Origin of the sequence: Acinetobacter sp. UBA2063 (genome assembly GCF_002333245.1) — a bacterium.
Taxonomy (GTDB): Bacteria; Pseudomonadota; Gammaproteobacteria; order Pseudomonadales; family Moraxellaceae; genus Acinetobacter; species Acinetobacter parvus.
In genome coordinates this window covers 1-14,373 of sequence record NZ_DDAH01000098.1, presented here as the reverse complement: position 1 = coordinate 14,373, position 14,373 = coordinate 1, and the positions used below count along the sequence as shown (strand labels likewise).

Sequence of the window (14,373 nt, the reverse complement as noted above, 5' to 3'; positions counted from 1 at the left end):
TGATAAAAAATTGCTTGATGTTCGAGTATTTGATGAAGCAACCAAAAAATCAGTCTACACAAAACAGAAAAGTGAAGCTGAGAAAAATCAAACTTCAAACTGTTCTTTGTGTGCCATCGGACATGATTCCAATAAAACAAAAATTTGGAAACTAAGCGAAATGGATGCAGACCATGTAACGGCATGGAGTAAAGGCGGAGCAACCGACGTTAAGAATTGCGAAATGCTGTGTAAAACGCATAATCGTGCGAAAGGCAATCGCTAATCATTTTATATTTTCTGCAATAAGCCGAGCCTATTAATCAACAATAAATAAAGGGGTGAATTAAGATTGTGTAATCCTAATTCATCCCCATAAAATGTAAGAGTCAAAATTTAGAAAAATACCGCTATGAGCGAAAACCAACCTTTTGAATTAGTCACCCATTATCAACCTGCGGGAGATCAACCACAGGCAATTGAAAAATTGGTCAGTGGGATTGAACAAGGTTTTCGTAATCAATTGCTACTTGGGGTTACAGGGTCGGGCAAGACCTATACTATGGCCAATGTGATTGCCCAAACCCAGCGTCCCACCATTGTGATGGCGCATAACAAAACGCTTGCGGCACAGCTTTATGGTGAGTTTAAGGCTTTCTTCCCAAACAATGCGGTGGAGTATTTCGTTAGTTACTACGATTACTATCAGCCAGAAGCCTACGTACCCTCATCCGATACGTTTATCGAAAAAGATTCCGCCATTAATGACCACATTGACCAGATGCGGCTCTCTGCAACCCGTGCTTTGCTGGAACGCCGTGATGCCATCATTGTGGCATCGGTGTCTGCCATTTATGGTTTGGGTGATCCAAATGCCTACATGCAAATGTTGTTGCACATTGTACAGGGCGATCGGGTCAGCCGTGATGACATTATTCGTCGTTTGGTCGAAATGCAATATACTCGTAACGAACTTGAATTTTTACGTGGTACGTATCGTATTCGCGGTGAAATTATTGATATTTTCCCAGCTGAATCAGATCAGGATGCGATTCGGGTGGAGCTGTTCGATGATGAGGTGGATTCAATCCGCTGGTTTGATCCGCTGACTGGAAAACTGGTGCGTAAAGTGCCGCGTGTGACCATTTATCCAAAGAGCCACTATGTTACGCCGAAAGACCATTTAACCCGTGCCATTGATACCATTAAAGATGAGTTAAAAGACCAGCTTAAATTCTTCAAGGATCATGACAAGTTACTGGAGGCACAACGTATTGAACAGCGTACCCGTTATGATCTGGAGATGATGCAGCAGTTGGGCTATACCAATGGGATCGAAAACTATTCACGCCACCTTTCAGGTCGTACGGCAGGCGAAGCACCACCGACCTTGTTTGACTATATTCCTGAAGATGCCTTGCTGATCATTGATGAATCGCATGTGACTGTTCCACAAATTGGTGCGATGTATAAAGGCGACCGTTCCCGTAAAGAAAATCTGGTGAATTATGGTTTCCGTTTGCCAAGTGCTTTGGATAACCGCCCAATGAAATTTGAGGAATGGGAACGTATTGTACCGACTACTGTGTTTGTCAGCGCGACACCAGCATATTATGAACTGGAAAAATCAGAACAGATTGTTGAGCAGGTGGTACGTCCAACAGGGTTGATTGATCCTGAGATCGAGGTTCGCCCTGTGTTGACACAGGTCGATGATGTGTTGTCTGAAATCAATATTCGTAAACAGTTGAATGAGCGTGTGCTGGTCACAACACTGACCAAACGTATGGCAGAGGATCTAACTTCATATCTGAAAGAGTATGGCATCAAGGTGGCTTACCTGCATTCAGATATTGATACCGTTGAACGGGTTAAGATTATCCATGAATTGCGTACAGGTGTGCATGATGTACTGGTCGGCATTAACCTGTTGCGTGAAGGCCTGGATATGCCAGAAGTGTCGTTGGTGGCAATTCTGGATGCGGATAAAGAGGGCTTTCTACGTTCTGAGCGTTCCCTGATCCAGACCATTGGACGTGCTGCCCGTAATGTGAAAGGTAAAGCAATTTTATATGCGGACCGCATCACTGACTCCATGCGTAAGGCAATGGATGAAACAGAACGCCGTCGTAATAAACAGATCGAGTTTAATGAATTACATGGAATTACCCCACGCAGTGCTGTTCGTCAGGTGATCAAGGAAATTGATACAGGTGAAGTTTTAAGTGATGATCAGATTGATGAAAAAATTGTTGATCAACACAAGGCCATCAGTGCTGATGAACAGCATCTTTTATCTGATCCAAAACTGTTTGCGAAGCACATTGGTAAACTGGAAAAGGAAATGTTAAAGGCATCCAAGGAGCTACAGTTTGAGCAGGCTGCAAGACTCCGTGATGAGATTGTTCGTTTAAAGGCACACATGCTGCAATCTTGATTTTTAAGAGAAATCCTCAAAAGCGATACATATCGCAACAGAATTTGTTTATAAATTGGGCTATGTTGCAGGACGAATGACCATTTATAACAAATTTCTGTTTTGAGGATTTCTCATGCCATTTATTAAAAGTTTCCCAAAGGCAAGTTGGCGTTTAGCAAAGATAGCGATGGGCGGTGTGGTTTTAACGGGGTTGGCTGTAGGAACAATTGCCTATGCTCAGGCAAAACCTTTACCCACTGTTGAGAAAGTGGAACTCGATAAGTATTTGGGGGTTTGGTATGAGGTGGCCCGAAAGCCAATGTTTTTTGAGCGTAAATGCGCATTTAACGTCACGGCAACCTATACGCTGAATGAAAATGGCAACATCGTGGTTGACAATAAATGCGCTGACCAGGATGGTGATTTACAACAGTCCCTAGGTGAAGCCTTTGTGGTGAATGCGCCATTTAACAGTAAATTAAAAGTCAGTTTTTTACCTGAGGGTGTGCGCTGGATTCCTGTCGGTCGTGGGGATTACTGGATTTTAAAACTGGATGAGGATTATCAGACGGTATTGGTGGGTGAACCACGCCGTAAGTATTTATGGGTGCTTTCCCGTATTCCGAATCCGAAAAAAGAAATTATCCATGAATATTTAAATTATGCGAAATCATGGGGCTATGATATTCATGATGTGATTTACCCTGAACATCGCTAAATTAACATATACTGATTTCGTTTAAACCATGCTTGCATGGTTTTTTTATTTTTATATATATGATGATTGAAAAAGAATTTTACCTAAAATCAAAAAAATAATTATAGGTATTTTATGAATTTATAGTCAATCAGGACAAAATCTTAGCTCAAATAGCAGCTTTTGATTCAATATTGATGATAATTCTATTACAATTATTGCGTTTTAAAATTCACGCCCAGTATATATAAATTAGAGGACGTCACTGTGAGCAAAGACACTATCGTTGCCCTACACGCAGAACACCAAGGTCGTTGGAAAAACCGTGAAGAAATCGCGGAACGTATGATTACTTTAATTGGTCAATTATACCGTGAGAAAAATATTGTTGTTTCTGTTTACGGCCGTTCTTTAATTAACCGCTCAGTGATTCAGATTTTAAAAACACACCGCCGTACACGTATGGTTGATGTTGAGCTTTCAGTTGTCAACACGTTCCCAATTCTCGAAGCATTGATGAAAGTTGAAAACATCGGTTCTGCCGAAGTTGATATCGGTAAGCTTGCTGTTGAATACCAAAATCAGGGCGGTGATGTAGACGCTTTTGTTGCCAATGCTGTTGCATCAATTCAGGGTAATGCAACTTCTGAACAGCCTAAAGATGTTGTTCTTTACGGTTTTGGCCGTATTGGTCGTATTCTGGCGCGTTTAATCATCAGTCAATCAGGCCTGGGTCGTGGTTTAAGCCTTAAGGCAATTGTCGTACGTAAATCATCTGATGGTGACTTGGCCAAACGTGCCTCTTTGTTACGTCGTGACTCTATTCACGGTACGTTTGACGGTACGATCTCTGTTGATGAAGAAAATGAAGCCATCATTGCAAATGGTAACTTCATTAAAGTTATTTATGCTTCAAGCCCAAGCCAAGTGGATTACACCGCTTATGGTATTGAAAATGCGCTTCTTATCGACAATACAGGTAAATGGCGTGATGCAGAAGGTCTGAGCCAACACTTGAAATGTGCAGGTATTGCACGTGTAGTTTTGACTGCACCAAGTAAAGGCGAGATGAAGAACGTTGTATACGGCGTAAACAATACAGATATCTTAGATGAAGATAAAATCATCTCTGCTGCAAGCTGTACAACCAACGCAATTACACCTGTATTGAAAGTTTTAGATGACAAATACAAAGTATTAAATGGTCATGTTGAAACAGTTCACTCGTTCACAAACGACCAAAACCTGATTGATAACTACCACAAGGCTGACCGTCGTGGTCGTGCTGCAACATTGAACATGGTAATTACTGAAACTGGTGCTGCAAAAGCGGTTGCCAAGGCATTACCTGGTCTTAAAGGCAAGTTGACGGGTAACTCGGTACGTGTTCCTACACCAAACGTTTCACTTGCAATCTTGAACTTAAACCTAGAGAAAGAAGTTGATCGTGAAGAAGTGAACGAATACATTCGTCAAATCTCAATCAACTCTAGCCTACAAGGTCAAATCGGTTATACCAACTCGACTGAGGTTGTATCAAGTGACTTTATCGGTTCGCGTACTGCTGGTGTGTTTGATGCACAGGCAACAATCACTTCTGGTACACGTTTAACTGCCTATGTTTGGTACGATAACGAAGTGGGTTATAGCTGTCAGGTATTGCGTATTGCTGAACAAATGTGCGGCGTAAGCTATGCAAAAATTCCTGCTCAAACAGATGCATAATATTCGTTAGCAAAGTTATACAATACAAGCCCAGTTTCGACTGGGCTTTTTTATAGACTGCACCGAACCTATGCTGATAGAAACATTAAAATAAAAGAAAATAGCGACAAGGGAAGATGATTGGTTAGGAATACTTCATTGTAGCAGTTCAGACGTTTATTCACGGTATTTGCTTTAATTGTGGTGGCCAACTTGAGTGGTGTATATGTTGCGATGTGGGTGCTTAAGCATTTTAATATTTATATTCCATTGAAGAATAGGCATCCATAACACAATGAAATAACACTTTTTTAAAGCTAGAAACGTATTTGCTGATTTTTCTATTCGAGAAATTTATTAAAATGTGGCAGAATAGTCCGCTTTTAAGATTTTAGAGGATTGGCACATGCGCTTTGTTGATGAAGCAGTCATAACCGTAGAGGCTGGCGACGGTGGCAATGGCGTAGCCAGTTTTCGCCGTGAAAAATTTGTCCCTTTTGGTGGTCCTGATGGCGGTGATGGGGGGCGTGGTGGAAGTATCTATATCCAGGCCGATGATGATACTGGTACGCTGGTTGATTACCGTTATACCCGTCGATTCCGTGCGGAACGTGGTAAGAATGGCGCTGGTGCGAACTGTTCAGGTCGTGGCGGTGAGGACGTTATCCTAAAAGTACCTGTGGGTACAACCATCGTGGATACTGAATCTGGCGACATTATTGGTGACTTGGTCAAGGATGGTCAGCGTGTCAAAGTGGCACATGGCGGTGATGGTGGTTTAGGTAACACACACTTTAAATCATCCACCAACCGTTCACCACGTAAATGCACACATGGTATCAAGGGCGAATATCGTGAAGTACGTTTAGAGTTGAAAGTACTTGCAGATGTTGGCCTGCTGGGTATGCCAAATGCTGGTAAATCCACGTTTATTCGTGCAGTCAGTGCGGCCAAGCCAAAAGTGGCAGACTATCCATTTACCACCATGGTGCCGAACCTGGGTGTGGTGGATGCGGATCGTCACCGTTCGTTCGTGATGGCGGATATTCCAGGGTTGATCGAAGGAGCGGCAGAGGGCGCGGGTCTAGGGATTCGCTTCCTTAAACACTTGGCGCGTACCCGTATCCTGTTGCATATTGTGGATGTCCAGCCGATTGATGGTTCTGACCCTGCACACAATGCCAGAGCAATTCTGGGCGAGTTGAAAAAATTCTCTCCAACCTTGGCAAAACTTCCACTGGTTCTGGTGTTGAACAAGCTTGACCAGATTGCTGAAGAATCAAGGGATGAATGGTGCCAGCACATTCTGGATGAATTGCAGTGGACAGGTCCAGTATTCAAGACATCTGGCCTGATGTCAGAAGGCACCAAAGAAGTTGTGTATTACCTTATGGATCAAATTGAGCAACAGCGTGAACGTGAAGTTGAAGATCCTGAGTATGCAGCAGAAGTTAAAGCATTCCGTGAGCAGCTTGAGGCTGAAACACGTGAACAAACTATCGCGGCAAAAGAAGCTTATCGTGCCATGCGTAAGGCTCAGCGTGAAGCGGGTCTGGAAGACGATGAAGATGACTTTGATGACGATGAGGATGAAGGCGGCGTAGAAAGTATTTACGTACGCGACTAGTGAACCGAGGAAAAAATGATAGAAGTGGTCGATGGGCAACGTCAGCTCAATGCGTGTAAACGAATCGTTGTTAAAATCGGATCATCTTTACTCACTGCAAATGGGCAAGGTCTAGATTTAAATGCAATTTCGCACTGGGCGAAACAGATTGCAGATCTACACAATGCTGGACATGAAATCATACTTGTGTCCTCAGGTGCAGTGGCTGAAGGGATGGTACGCATGAAGCTTGCGACTCGACCCACCGATCTACCCAGTTTGCAGGCCTGTGCCGCCATTGGTCAAATGGGTTTGATTCATACATGGTCAAGCGTACTGGATCAGCATGGTATTCAAACCGCACAGGTTCTACTCACGCATGATGATCTTGCTGATCGCCGCCGTTATCTCAACTCCTGTGATGCTTTACAAAATCTGATTGACTGGCGTGTGATTCCTGTCATCAATGAAAATGATACAGTCTCAACCGATGAAATCCGTTTTGGTGACAATGACACTCTAGCTGCAATGGTCGCAGGGCAGGTACATGCCGATTTATTAATTATTTTGACCGATCAGCAAGGCATGTTTGACTCCGATCCACGTTCTAATCCAAATGCGAAATTGTTCCATACTGTACGTGCTTTGGATGAAAGTCTGTTTGATATGGCGGGTGGTAGCGGCAAGTTCGGGCGTGGCGGCATGCTGACTAAAGTCCGTGCAGCGCGTTTAGCGGCTAAATCGGGTTGTCCAACATTAATTGCCAGTGGTGAAAGTGATAACGTATTGGCGCGTTTAATGGCGGGCGAAATGTTGGGTACGCTGTTAATTAGCGACAATGACCGTATCGCGGCGCATCAACAGTGGTTGGCTGCACATTTACAAACAGCAGGGCGTTTGGTGATTGATGATGGCGCAGTTAAAGCCATTAAAGAAAACCACCGTAGTTTATTGCCTGTGGGTGTTAAAGCGATTGAAGGGCATTTTGAACGTGGTGATGTGGTGGAGTGTGTAGATACACAAGGTCATCGTGTGGCAGTGGGACGTGTTAATTTTAGTTCGCGTTCTGCAGATTTGGTTAAAGGCTTGGCTTCTGACAAAGTGCATCAGGTGTTAGGTGAGGCACGTTCGTTAGAGATGATTCACCGTAACCATATGGCGATTTACTAAATACAAATAGAAAAACAGCTCGCTTAGGCGAGTTTTTCTATGTTCGTTCTATATTGGGACTAATTCTTAGTGCATCAAATTTTAATTCTGGAAGTGATTTATTTTCTCCCATCATGTACGGGTGGTCAGCCAATGACAACATATCCAGATCTTCTTCGCTATTTCCATAAGCATAGATATATTGATAGTCCTCTAAATTGTATTGTTGCAAAATCCGTAATTTTTTCTGTTCACAGCTACAGTCTTCGGAACTGTAATGACCTGTCAGCAGGCCATTCTTAATTTCTGTTGCTGTACAGATTAATTCGATATTTAGAAACTCACAGATTGGCACAAGATAAAGATCAATCGAAGCCGAAACCAGCACAATGTGATCACCCTGTTGTTGATGCAGGCGAAGTTGTTGCAATAGGTTCTGATCTAAATTCTGAGTAAGCTGTAGGGCATATTCCTGTGCCAAATTTTGTACAAAATCTGCTGCAATGCCCTTAAACATGCTCTGAAACAAGCGTGCTCGCATTGCATGGGCAGGGTACAGCTTTAAATAATAGGCATGAATCCACGGTAGGATTTTCAAGCTTTTTTTTACAATATGTCGTTTTGAAAGCGTATAAAAAATAAATCCAGTAAAACTGTCCTTGGGATAAAGTGTCCCATCAAAATCAAATAAGGCCAGATTTATAGTTTTATGCGTTTGGCTCTTTGCATGCATGTCTCATATCGTCCATTTACACGGCTTGCGAACCAGTTTGTATTGTAATCACGACTCAGTTTTGGTCCTGAAATAACGACTTGTGGCATGGTTGCATAAATTGGTTCTTTTTGGGTTTTATTTTGATATAGCTTTTGTACAGCTAAATAAGTTTGAGTATCTTCAAATTTTTTCTCTTTTTCTTTTTTTAAGTCACTACGAATCTGGCGTGGAGTCACCAGAATGTTATTTTGTGCAAAAATTGCAATAAGCTCTTTCTCTGTCTGGCTCTGAGTTGCCTTGATATCACCATTTTTGGTATAGAGCAGTAAGTCACCATCCAGACTGATTTCAGTTTTGGTCATTGCATTCAGCATACGCTGAAAAGCCGCATTTCGACTGGAATACATGCCTGAGTTATAGTCTGCGAAACGATAGATAGCCTTATCATAATCGGCAGGGTATTCCATTAAACGGTGAATACCGTAATATAGACCGCCATATTGGGTATAAAGATCATTGCGTAGTTCAGCGATGTTGCCGCTTTGGCGTTTATGTTCTTTGGCATAGTTGATATGAACCTGCATGGAACCCAGTGTGGTAATTGGGTTCATCTTTTCACCAATATCCTGACCCACCAGTTTTGCAGCACCTGTTAATGCACTGACATGGTAATGTTTGGACATATAGTCAAAAATTTGACGATAGAGTAAATCCAGCTCGCGTTCGGTTTTGACCTTACGCATTTGGCTCATGTAATTGTTGTCTGGAGAGGGCTGGTTTTTCAACACATCTTCAAAATACTCAGCTACTGTTCCACCAATGGTTTCACCCAGTTTGGCCTCAAACTTTTCCTTTAAACGGCTGTTAATTTCCTGTACCGCTTTTTCACCCAGTCCAGGCACGGTAGGGTCGGCAACAAAGTTCGATTCCTGATCAACCACAGCAACCACACTGCACACATTCTGCTTGGTTTTCGGAATGCTGAGTTCCTGCATAATGTCGAAAATATCTTGTGCCCAGGATTGTCGGTCATTCACACGTGCTGGAATGACTTTCTTAATCTGCTCTGCTTCCATTTCAGGTTCTTTACCATTTGACCACCATGCGTTGTCACCGCAGGCACTGAGACTGATGCAGGCTGCAATGATGCTAAAGGTTTTAAATAAAGGACTAGCTGGGAACGATTTATTCATAATCAGGACAACACCGCATAAAAAGATGAGTCAAATGGGCGAATGAAGTATACTATGTTGATCAGAATTTGTAAGAAAATATATGTATATTGGTTCATACCAACTGTCAAATAATTTGATCGTTGCTCCGATGGCAGGTGTCACTGACAGACCATTCCGTTCATTATGCAAGTACTTTGGGGCAGGGCATGCGGTCAGTGAAATGATGACGGCGGATAAAACCCTACGCATGAGCAAAAAGAGTTTATATCGGGCCAATTTTGATGGTGAGCTTGCACCCATCTCCGCACAAATCGCAGGTTCTGACCCGTTTGAATTAGCCGAGGCAGCACGTTATCAAGTTGCCAATGGTGCACAAATTGTTGATATCAATATGGGCTGCCCAGCCAAAAAGGTCTGTAACAAGCTCGCTGGTTCAGCCTTGCTTCAGGATGAAGATCTAGTCGCCCGTATTTTGGATACCGTGGTGGCCGCAGTAGATGTTCCTGTCACCTTAAAAACTCGTCTGGGCTTTCTGAATGGTCAGGAAAATATCCTGCGTGTGGCAAAACGGGCTGAACAGGCAGGCATTGCAGCCTTGGCCCTGCACGGTCGTACCCGTGAGGATATGTATTTAAATACAGCCCGTTATGAGTTGATTAAGCAAGTTAAGCAAATGATCAATATTCCCTTAATTGCCAATGGTGATATTGACAGTCCTGAAAAAGCCAAATATGTGCTGGACTATACAGGTGCGGATGCGATTATGATTGGGCGGGCCGCACAGGGAAGACCGTGGATTTTTCGGGAAATCGCGCATTATTTAAAAACAGGCGAACATTTGGCTGCACCTGATATTGCCGAAGTAAAAGCGGTCCTGCTTGGTCATTTGGCTGAACTTTATCAGTTCTATGGTGAGTATTCTGGTTGCCGTATCGCGCGTAAGCATATCGCCTGGTACACCAAGGGCTTACGTTCAAGTAATGAATTTCGCCAGAATATGTATAAGGTTGAGAATACCGCTGATCAGGCGAAAGTGGTGGAAGCCTATTTTGATCAGTTACTTGATCAAGGGCAGCGTATGAGTGATGTTCAGGTTGAGCAGGTAAATTTATTAGAGATCAAGTAGGGGCGAAGTGAATTCGCCCAAAGTATTGATTATTGCAAATGTGCAGTGATTTTCTGTAGGATTTGCATAATCACATCAAACTCACTTTGCAGTGGTGTGCTCTTACGCGTCACCAAGGCAAGGATGCGGCTTGGAGCATCTTCAATTGATTTCACTTCAATAGCTTCATTGAAATGAATCATGCTGTTCTTTAATGCAATTTTAGGCAATAAAGTAAAGCCTAGGTCTGAAGAGACCATTTCCACCAAGGTGGGTAGAGAACTTGCCTTTAAACGCTGGTCATTCTTGCGTTCACCAACAGGACAGGCACTGAGGGCATGGTCACGCAAACAATGACCTTCTTCCAGTAGCATAAGGCGAGACAAATCCAGATCATCCAGGGAATTTGCATTGGTCGCATTTTTATCTTTCTTGTTGTAGACAAGGAATAAATGCTCTTTGGCAATTTCGACAACCTTTAAGCTACGCGTATCAAAAGGCAGCGCAAGTACAATCATGTCCAGATTGCCATGTTCCAGTTTCTCTACAATCTTGTCACTTTGAGCCTCATGCAGATGGAGTTGAATTTTTGGCAACTGCTGGTGCACTTCATCCAAAAGCTGGGTCAGGATAAAGGGTGCAATGGTTGGGATGATGCCAAGATGAAGGTCACCTGTTAAAGGTTCGCTCATTTCACGGCTTAAACGCATTAGGTCCTGCGCATCGGCCAATAACACGCGGGCCCGTGCAACAACCTGTTCACCTAAAGGGGTTAAACGGACGTTTTGACGATCACGCTCAACTAAGACGCCACCTAATAAGCGCTCCAGTTCCATAATGCCGCCCGACAGTGTTGACTGGGTGACAAATGAACGGCGTGCTGCTTCGGTAAAATGTAAAGTTTCCGACAACGTAACTAAATATGATAGCTGTCTTAATGAGGGTAATGCAGCCATAGTGTCCTAGTGTGATGATCTAAAATGATGAGCAAACAAACCGCTAAGTTGTGGAATGAAATGTGCTGGAATATCATGCCCCATTCCTTGAATTAATTCAAACTTAGCACCAGAAATCGCTTTTGCTACAGCTTTTCCGTGACTTGGGGGCAGCAAACGGTCTCTTGAACCATGAACCACCAAGGTCGGTTGGGTAATGTTCCTGTTTAATGGCAACAGGGAACCCGTACATAATATTGCTAAAAACTGTTGAAGTACACCCGCTGGGTAAAAACTACGACGATATAGCTTGCGAATGGTTTGAATTGCCTCAACCTGGTTCACATAACCTGGTGATCCAATGATGTGAAATACTTTCAGGCTGTGATTGACAATGGTTTCCTCGTCATGCGTTGCTGGTTTGCCCAGTAGGCTTAAAATCTGTTTTGGATAAGGTGGCGGCAAAAAAGGCTGGTTATTACTAGTAAACAGTAAACCCACTTTTTCAACTTTTTCTGGATATTTTGCCGCAACAATCTGTGAAATCATGCCACCCATGGATGCACCAAGAATATAGGTTTTCTCGATACCCAACTGGTCAATCAGCATGGCAACATCATCTGCCATGTCATACAGGGTATAGGGTGCTCCCTCATTACCTAGACCGACCATAAAGCGGCTCATCAGCTTCATGGTGTTGAGACGTTGGCGTTCTTTGTTGCGGACCTTGGAAGATAGCCCAATATCACGGTTGTCAAAACGGATGACACGGAATCCCTGATCAATCAGCGATTTGCAAAAGAAGTCAGGCCAGAACAGCATTTGTGCACCTAAACCCATGATCAGTAGAATGGTTGGGTGCTCAGGATTGCCGCCCATCTCTACATGCAATTCAATGCCATTGCCCAAAGTGACTTTGGTTTCCTGCATAAAAGGTGCATAAGGCGACATATTAAATTGTAAAGCACTGTTCATGGCATTCGTTCCGTGTTGAATTTTTTTTATAAATACAGGGTCAGAGTTTGGGGGATATTCATTTCACAACAAACTCTGGTATTTAAACCCTAAACCTGTGCAGGAATCAAGTCTGGAACGAGTTTGCTTAAGGCTAAACGCTGTTTACTTGCGGTTGCCCCCAACAGCACAAAACCTCTTAAGGTGCCTTGACTGTCTATTGCTTTGGCAAGCATACCGTCATCAAACTCTTCAGTTTCCCAGTTCACATCAACATCCAGTGGTGCAGGTAAAACAGTCAGCGGTGCGGCAGGTGTTTTTACCGCAACTGGCATTGCAGGGTAATGGACATTGGTATTTTGACCACTCAGTGTTTTTGCCAAGGCACGGGCCTGTTGCATGATTGGCATGACGAATGGCAGCAATGTTCCATTCACCTCAGCACAGTCACCCACTGCATAGATGTCAGGTTGGCTGGTTTCCAATAGGGTATTGGTAATGATGCCACGACTGGTCTGGATATTTGCATCTTTTGCCAGCGCAATATTTGGCTGTAAACCAATTGCTGAAAGAACGATGTCAGCGACTAAGGTCTGACCATTGGCCAATGTGACCGCATAGTCTTCGCCATCATTGATCTTGGTCACTTTTTCAACAGTGGTTGAAAGGGCGAATTTAATGCCCGCCTGCTCTAAATTGGTTTTAAAGGCTTCCGCAACATGGTTTGGTAATAAACGGCCCAGTGGTTGTGGGGCAAGGTCAATCACGGTGACATCGTAGTTACTGTGAAGTAAGTCATTGGCAAATTCACAGCCAATCAAGCCCGCACCCAAAATAACCACACGCTTGTCTTTACGTTTTGACAGGTTCTCACGGAATGTGCGGTAATCAGTCAGCGAGTTCACCACATGAATATCATCACTACCATCACCTGCAATGGCTAAACGGATTGGATTGGCACCCACAGCCAAAACGAGTTTTGAATAGGGTTGAGTAATGGTTTCACCATTTTTTTCCAACGTGATTTCATGCCTTTCAGCATTAATTTCCTTGACCCAGGTTTCGGCCTCAATACGCATGTTCAACTGGGTTGCCATTTTTGTGGCATCGCCCAAAGCAATTTGTTCAGGTGCCTTATTGCCCGCAAAGGCATTTGATAATGTTGGTTTTGCATAATTCACCGCATCATCCGCACAGATCATAACCAGTTCTTGTTCAGGACTGAGTTTACGAAACTCACGTGCAACTGTGTAACCCGCCATACCTGATCCAATGATGATGATAGGATGCATTATATTCTCCAATATTTTTTCACTTAAAACACATTACAGGAAAAAAAGACCATGCTCATGTCATGGTCTTTTTTAATTCATTTAGATTTCAACCATCTCAAAATCAGCTTTTGAAACGCCGCAATCTGGGCAAGTCCAGTCATCTGGGATATCTTCCCATTTGGTACCTGCGGCAATGCCGTCTTGTGGCCAGCCTTCAGCTTCGTCGTAAATCCATCCACAGACGATACATTGATATTTTTTCATTGATAACTTTCCCTATATTAGTGGTAACTTTTGCTATTGAAGATAAGGATAAAAATTGCAATTACAATGCCGAGCAGTATGTTAACCATGCAAAACTCACGCAATCACCTAAAAATTTAACTTGCGATAGTTTACAAGTATGCACTGAAACAAGCAAGCCAATGACAGGCAACATTCAACCCCATATCGCAAATCTTTAAACCAGTTCGCCCAAGCCTAGCCTATTCATCATGGTTAAAGTAAATACTTTACGCCATCCATAATGCTGATTGGTTCAGCCTGAAAAAATTGCTAAAATAAGGCACGCTTTAGCAATTTTTACTTAATTTTTTACTTAACCCTTATTTTTTCTGAATTTGGTCAATCCTATGCAATCGACTATCTCCCCTGATTCACC

Annotated in this window: 13 protein-coding genes and 1 pseudogene; 8 read left to right on the top strand and 6 right to left on the bottom strand. The window is 43.1% G+C overall.

Features of this window, described 5'->3' with window-relative positions:
• From B4H32_RS04410 to proB, 7 genes and pseudogenes are all read left to right on the top strand, one after another.
• A partial coding sequence (locus B4H32_RS04410) for an HNH endonuclease (protein WP_286800326.1) occupies positions 1-265 on the top strand: 265 nt, incomplete at its 5' end.
• 126 nt (positions 266-391) lie between these two features.
• Positions 392-2,416 (top strand): excinuclease ABC subunit UvrB, encoded by a 2,025-nt coding sequence (gene uvrB / locus B4H32_RS04405; RefSeq protein ID WP_004681163.1) that lies wholly within the window; start codon positions 392-394, stop codon positions 2,414-2,416.
• A gap of 115 nt (positions 2,417-2,531) precedes the next feature.
• On the top strand, positions 2,532-3,116 hold the full coding sequence (locus B4H32_RS04400; RefSeq protein ID WP_004681161.1) for a lipocalin family protein: 585 nt from the start codon (positions 2,532-2,534) through the stop codon (positions 3,114-3,116).
• 246 nt (positions 3,117-3,362) lie between these two features.
• Positions 3,363-4,820 (top strand): glyceraldehyde-3-phosphate dehydrogenase, encoded by a 1,458-nt coding sequence (locus B4H32_RS04395; protein ID WP_004681159.1) that lies wholly within the window; start codon positions 3,363-3,365, stop codon positions 4,818-4,820.
• 177 nt (positions 4,821-4,997) lie between these two features.
• Positions 4,998-5,081 (top strand): annotated as a pseudogene (locus B4H32_RS04390) (MFS transporter); the annotation flags it as partial.
• Between the two features lie 124 nt (positions 5,082-5,205).
• Positions 5,206-6,426, top strand: a complete 1,221-nt coding sequence (gene cgtA / locus B4H32_RS04385; protein WP_004681157.1) for an Obg family GTPase CgtA — start codon at positions 5,206-5,208, stop codon at positions 6,424-6,426.
• 15 nt (positions 6,427-6,441) lie between these two features.
• Positions 6,442-7,575, top strand: a complete 1,134-nt coding sequence (gene proB, locus B4H32_RS04380; RefSeq protein WP_004681155.1) for a glutamate 5-kinase — start codon at positions 6,442-6,444, stop codon at positions 7,573-7,575.
• 37 nt (positions 7,576-7,612) lie between these two features.
• On the opposite strand, the gene B4H32_RS04375 is transcribed toward proB, so the two are convergent.
• Entirely contained in the window at positions 7,613-8,287 is a 675-nt protein-coding gene (locus tag B4H32_RS04375; RefSeq protein WP_004681153.1) for an HAD-IB family hydrolase, read from the bottom strand.
• On the bottom strand, positions 8,254-9,462 hold the full coding sequence (locus B4H32_RS04370) for a DUF1615 domain-containing protein (RefSeq protein WP_004681152.1): 1,209 nt from the start codon (positions 9,460-9,462) through the stop codon (positions 8,254-8,256). Before B4H32_RS04370 ends, B4H32_RS04375 begins: the two co-directional genes overlap by 34 nt.
• Positions 9,463-9,544: 82 nt before the next feature.
• On the opposite strand from B4H32_RS04370, the gene dusB reads away from it, so the two are divergent.
• Positions 9,545-10,570, top strand: coding sequence for a tRNA dihydrouridine synthase DusB (gene dusB, locus B4H32_RS04365; protein ID WP_004678017.1), 1,026 nt, complete (start codon positions 9,545-9,547; stop codon positions 10,568-10,570).
• 29 nt (positions 10,571-10,599) lie between these two features.
• Here dusB and oxyR read toward each other — a convergent pair whose 3' ends face one another.
• The 4 genes from oxyR to rubA form a co-directional block, all read right to left on the bottom strand.
• Complete coding sequence (gene oxyR / locus B4H32_RS04360; protein WP_004681151.1) at positions 10,600-11,505, bottom strand: LysR family transcriptional regulator OxyR; 906 nt, start codon at positions 11,503-11,505, stop codon at positions 10,600-10,602.
• 6 nt (positions 11,506-11,511) lie between these two features.
• The gene (locus tag B4H32_RS04355; protein ID WP_004681149.1) at positions 11,512-12,459 is read right to left on the bottom strand and encodes an alpha/beta fold hydrolase; all 948 of its coding nucleotides are present in this window, start codon (positions 12,457-12,459) and stop codon (positions 11,512-11,514) included.
• A gap of 89 nt (positions 12,460-12,548) precedes the next feature.
• Entirely contained in the window at positions 12,549-13,730 is a 1,182-nt protein-coding gene (rubB, locus tag B4H32_RS04350) for a rubredoxin reductase RubB (protein ID WP_004678012.1), read from the bottom strand.
• Between the two features lie 81 nt (positions 13,731-13,811).
• Positions 13,812-13,976, bottom strand: coding sequence for a rubredoxin RubA (gene rubA, locus B4H32_RS04345; protein WP_004678010.1), 165 nt, complete (start codon positions 13,974-13,976; stop codon positions 13,812-13,814).
• Between the last annotated feature and the right edge of the window lie 397 nt (positions 13,977-14,373).

Excerpts from the sequence above, each read along its gene's own strand:
- cgtA (WP_004681157.1), top strand. The coding sequence starts at position 5,206 with ATGCGCTTTGTTGATGAAGCAGTCATAACCGTAGAGGCTGGCGACGGT.
- B4H32_RS04355 (WP_004681149.1), bottom strand. The coding sequence starts at position 12,459 with ATGAACAGTGCTTTACAATTTAATATGTCGCCTTATGCACCTTTTATG.
- dusB (WP_004678017.1), top strand. The coding sequence starts at position 9,545 with ATGTATATTGGTTCATACCAACTGTCAAATAATTTGATCGTTGCTCCG.
- B4H32_RS04400 (WP_004681161.1), top strand. The coding sequence starts at position 2,532 with ATGCCATTTATTAAAAGTTTCCCAAAGGCAAGTTGGCGTTTAGCAAAG.
- rubA (WP_004678010.1), bottom strand. The coding sequence starts at position 13,976 with ATGAAAAAATATCAATGTATCGTCTGTGGATGGATTTACGACGAAGCT.
- B4H32_RS04375 (WP_004681153.1), bottom strand. The coding sequence starts at position 8,287 with ATGCATGCAAAGAGCCAAACGCATAAAACTATAAATCTGGCCTTATTT.
- rubB (WP_004678012.1), bottom strand. The coding sequence starts at position 13,730 with ATGCATCCTATCATCATCATTGGATCAGGTATGGCGGGTTACACAGTT.
- uvrB (WP_004681163.1), top strand. The coding sequence starts at position 392 with ATGAGCGAAAACCAACCTTTTGAATTAGTCACCCATTATCAACCTGCG.
- proB (WP_004681155.1), top strand. The coding sequence starts at position 6,442 with ATGATAGAAGTGGTCGATGGGCAACGTCAGCTCAATGCGTGTAAACGA.
- B4H32_RS04370 (WP_004681152.1), bottom strand. The coding sequence starts at position 9,462 with ATGAATAAATCGTTCCCAGCTAGTCCTTTATTTAAAACCTTTAGCATC.
- oxyR (WP_004681151.1), bottom strand. The coding sequence starts at position 11,505 with ATGGCTGCATTACCCTCATTAAGACAGCTATCATATTTAGTTACGTTG.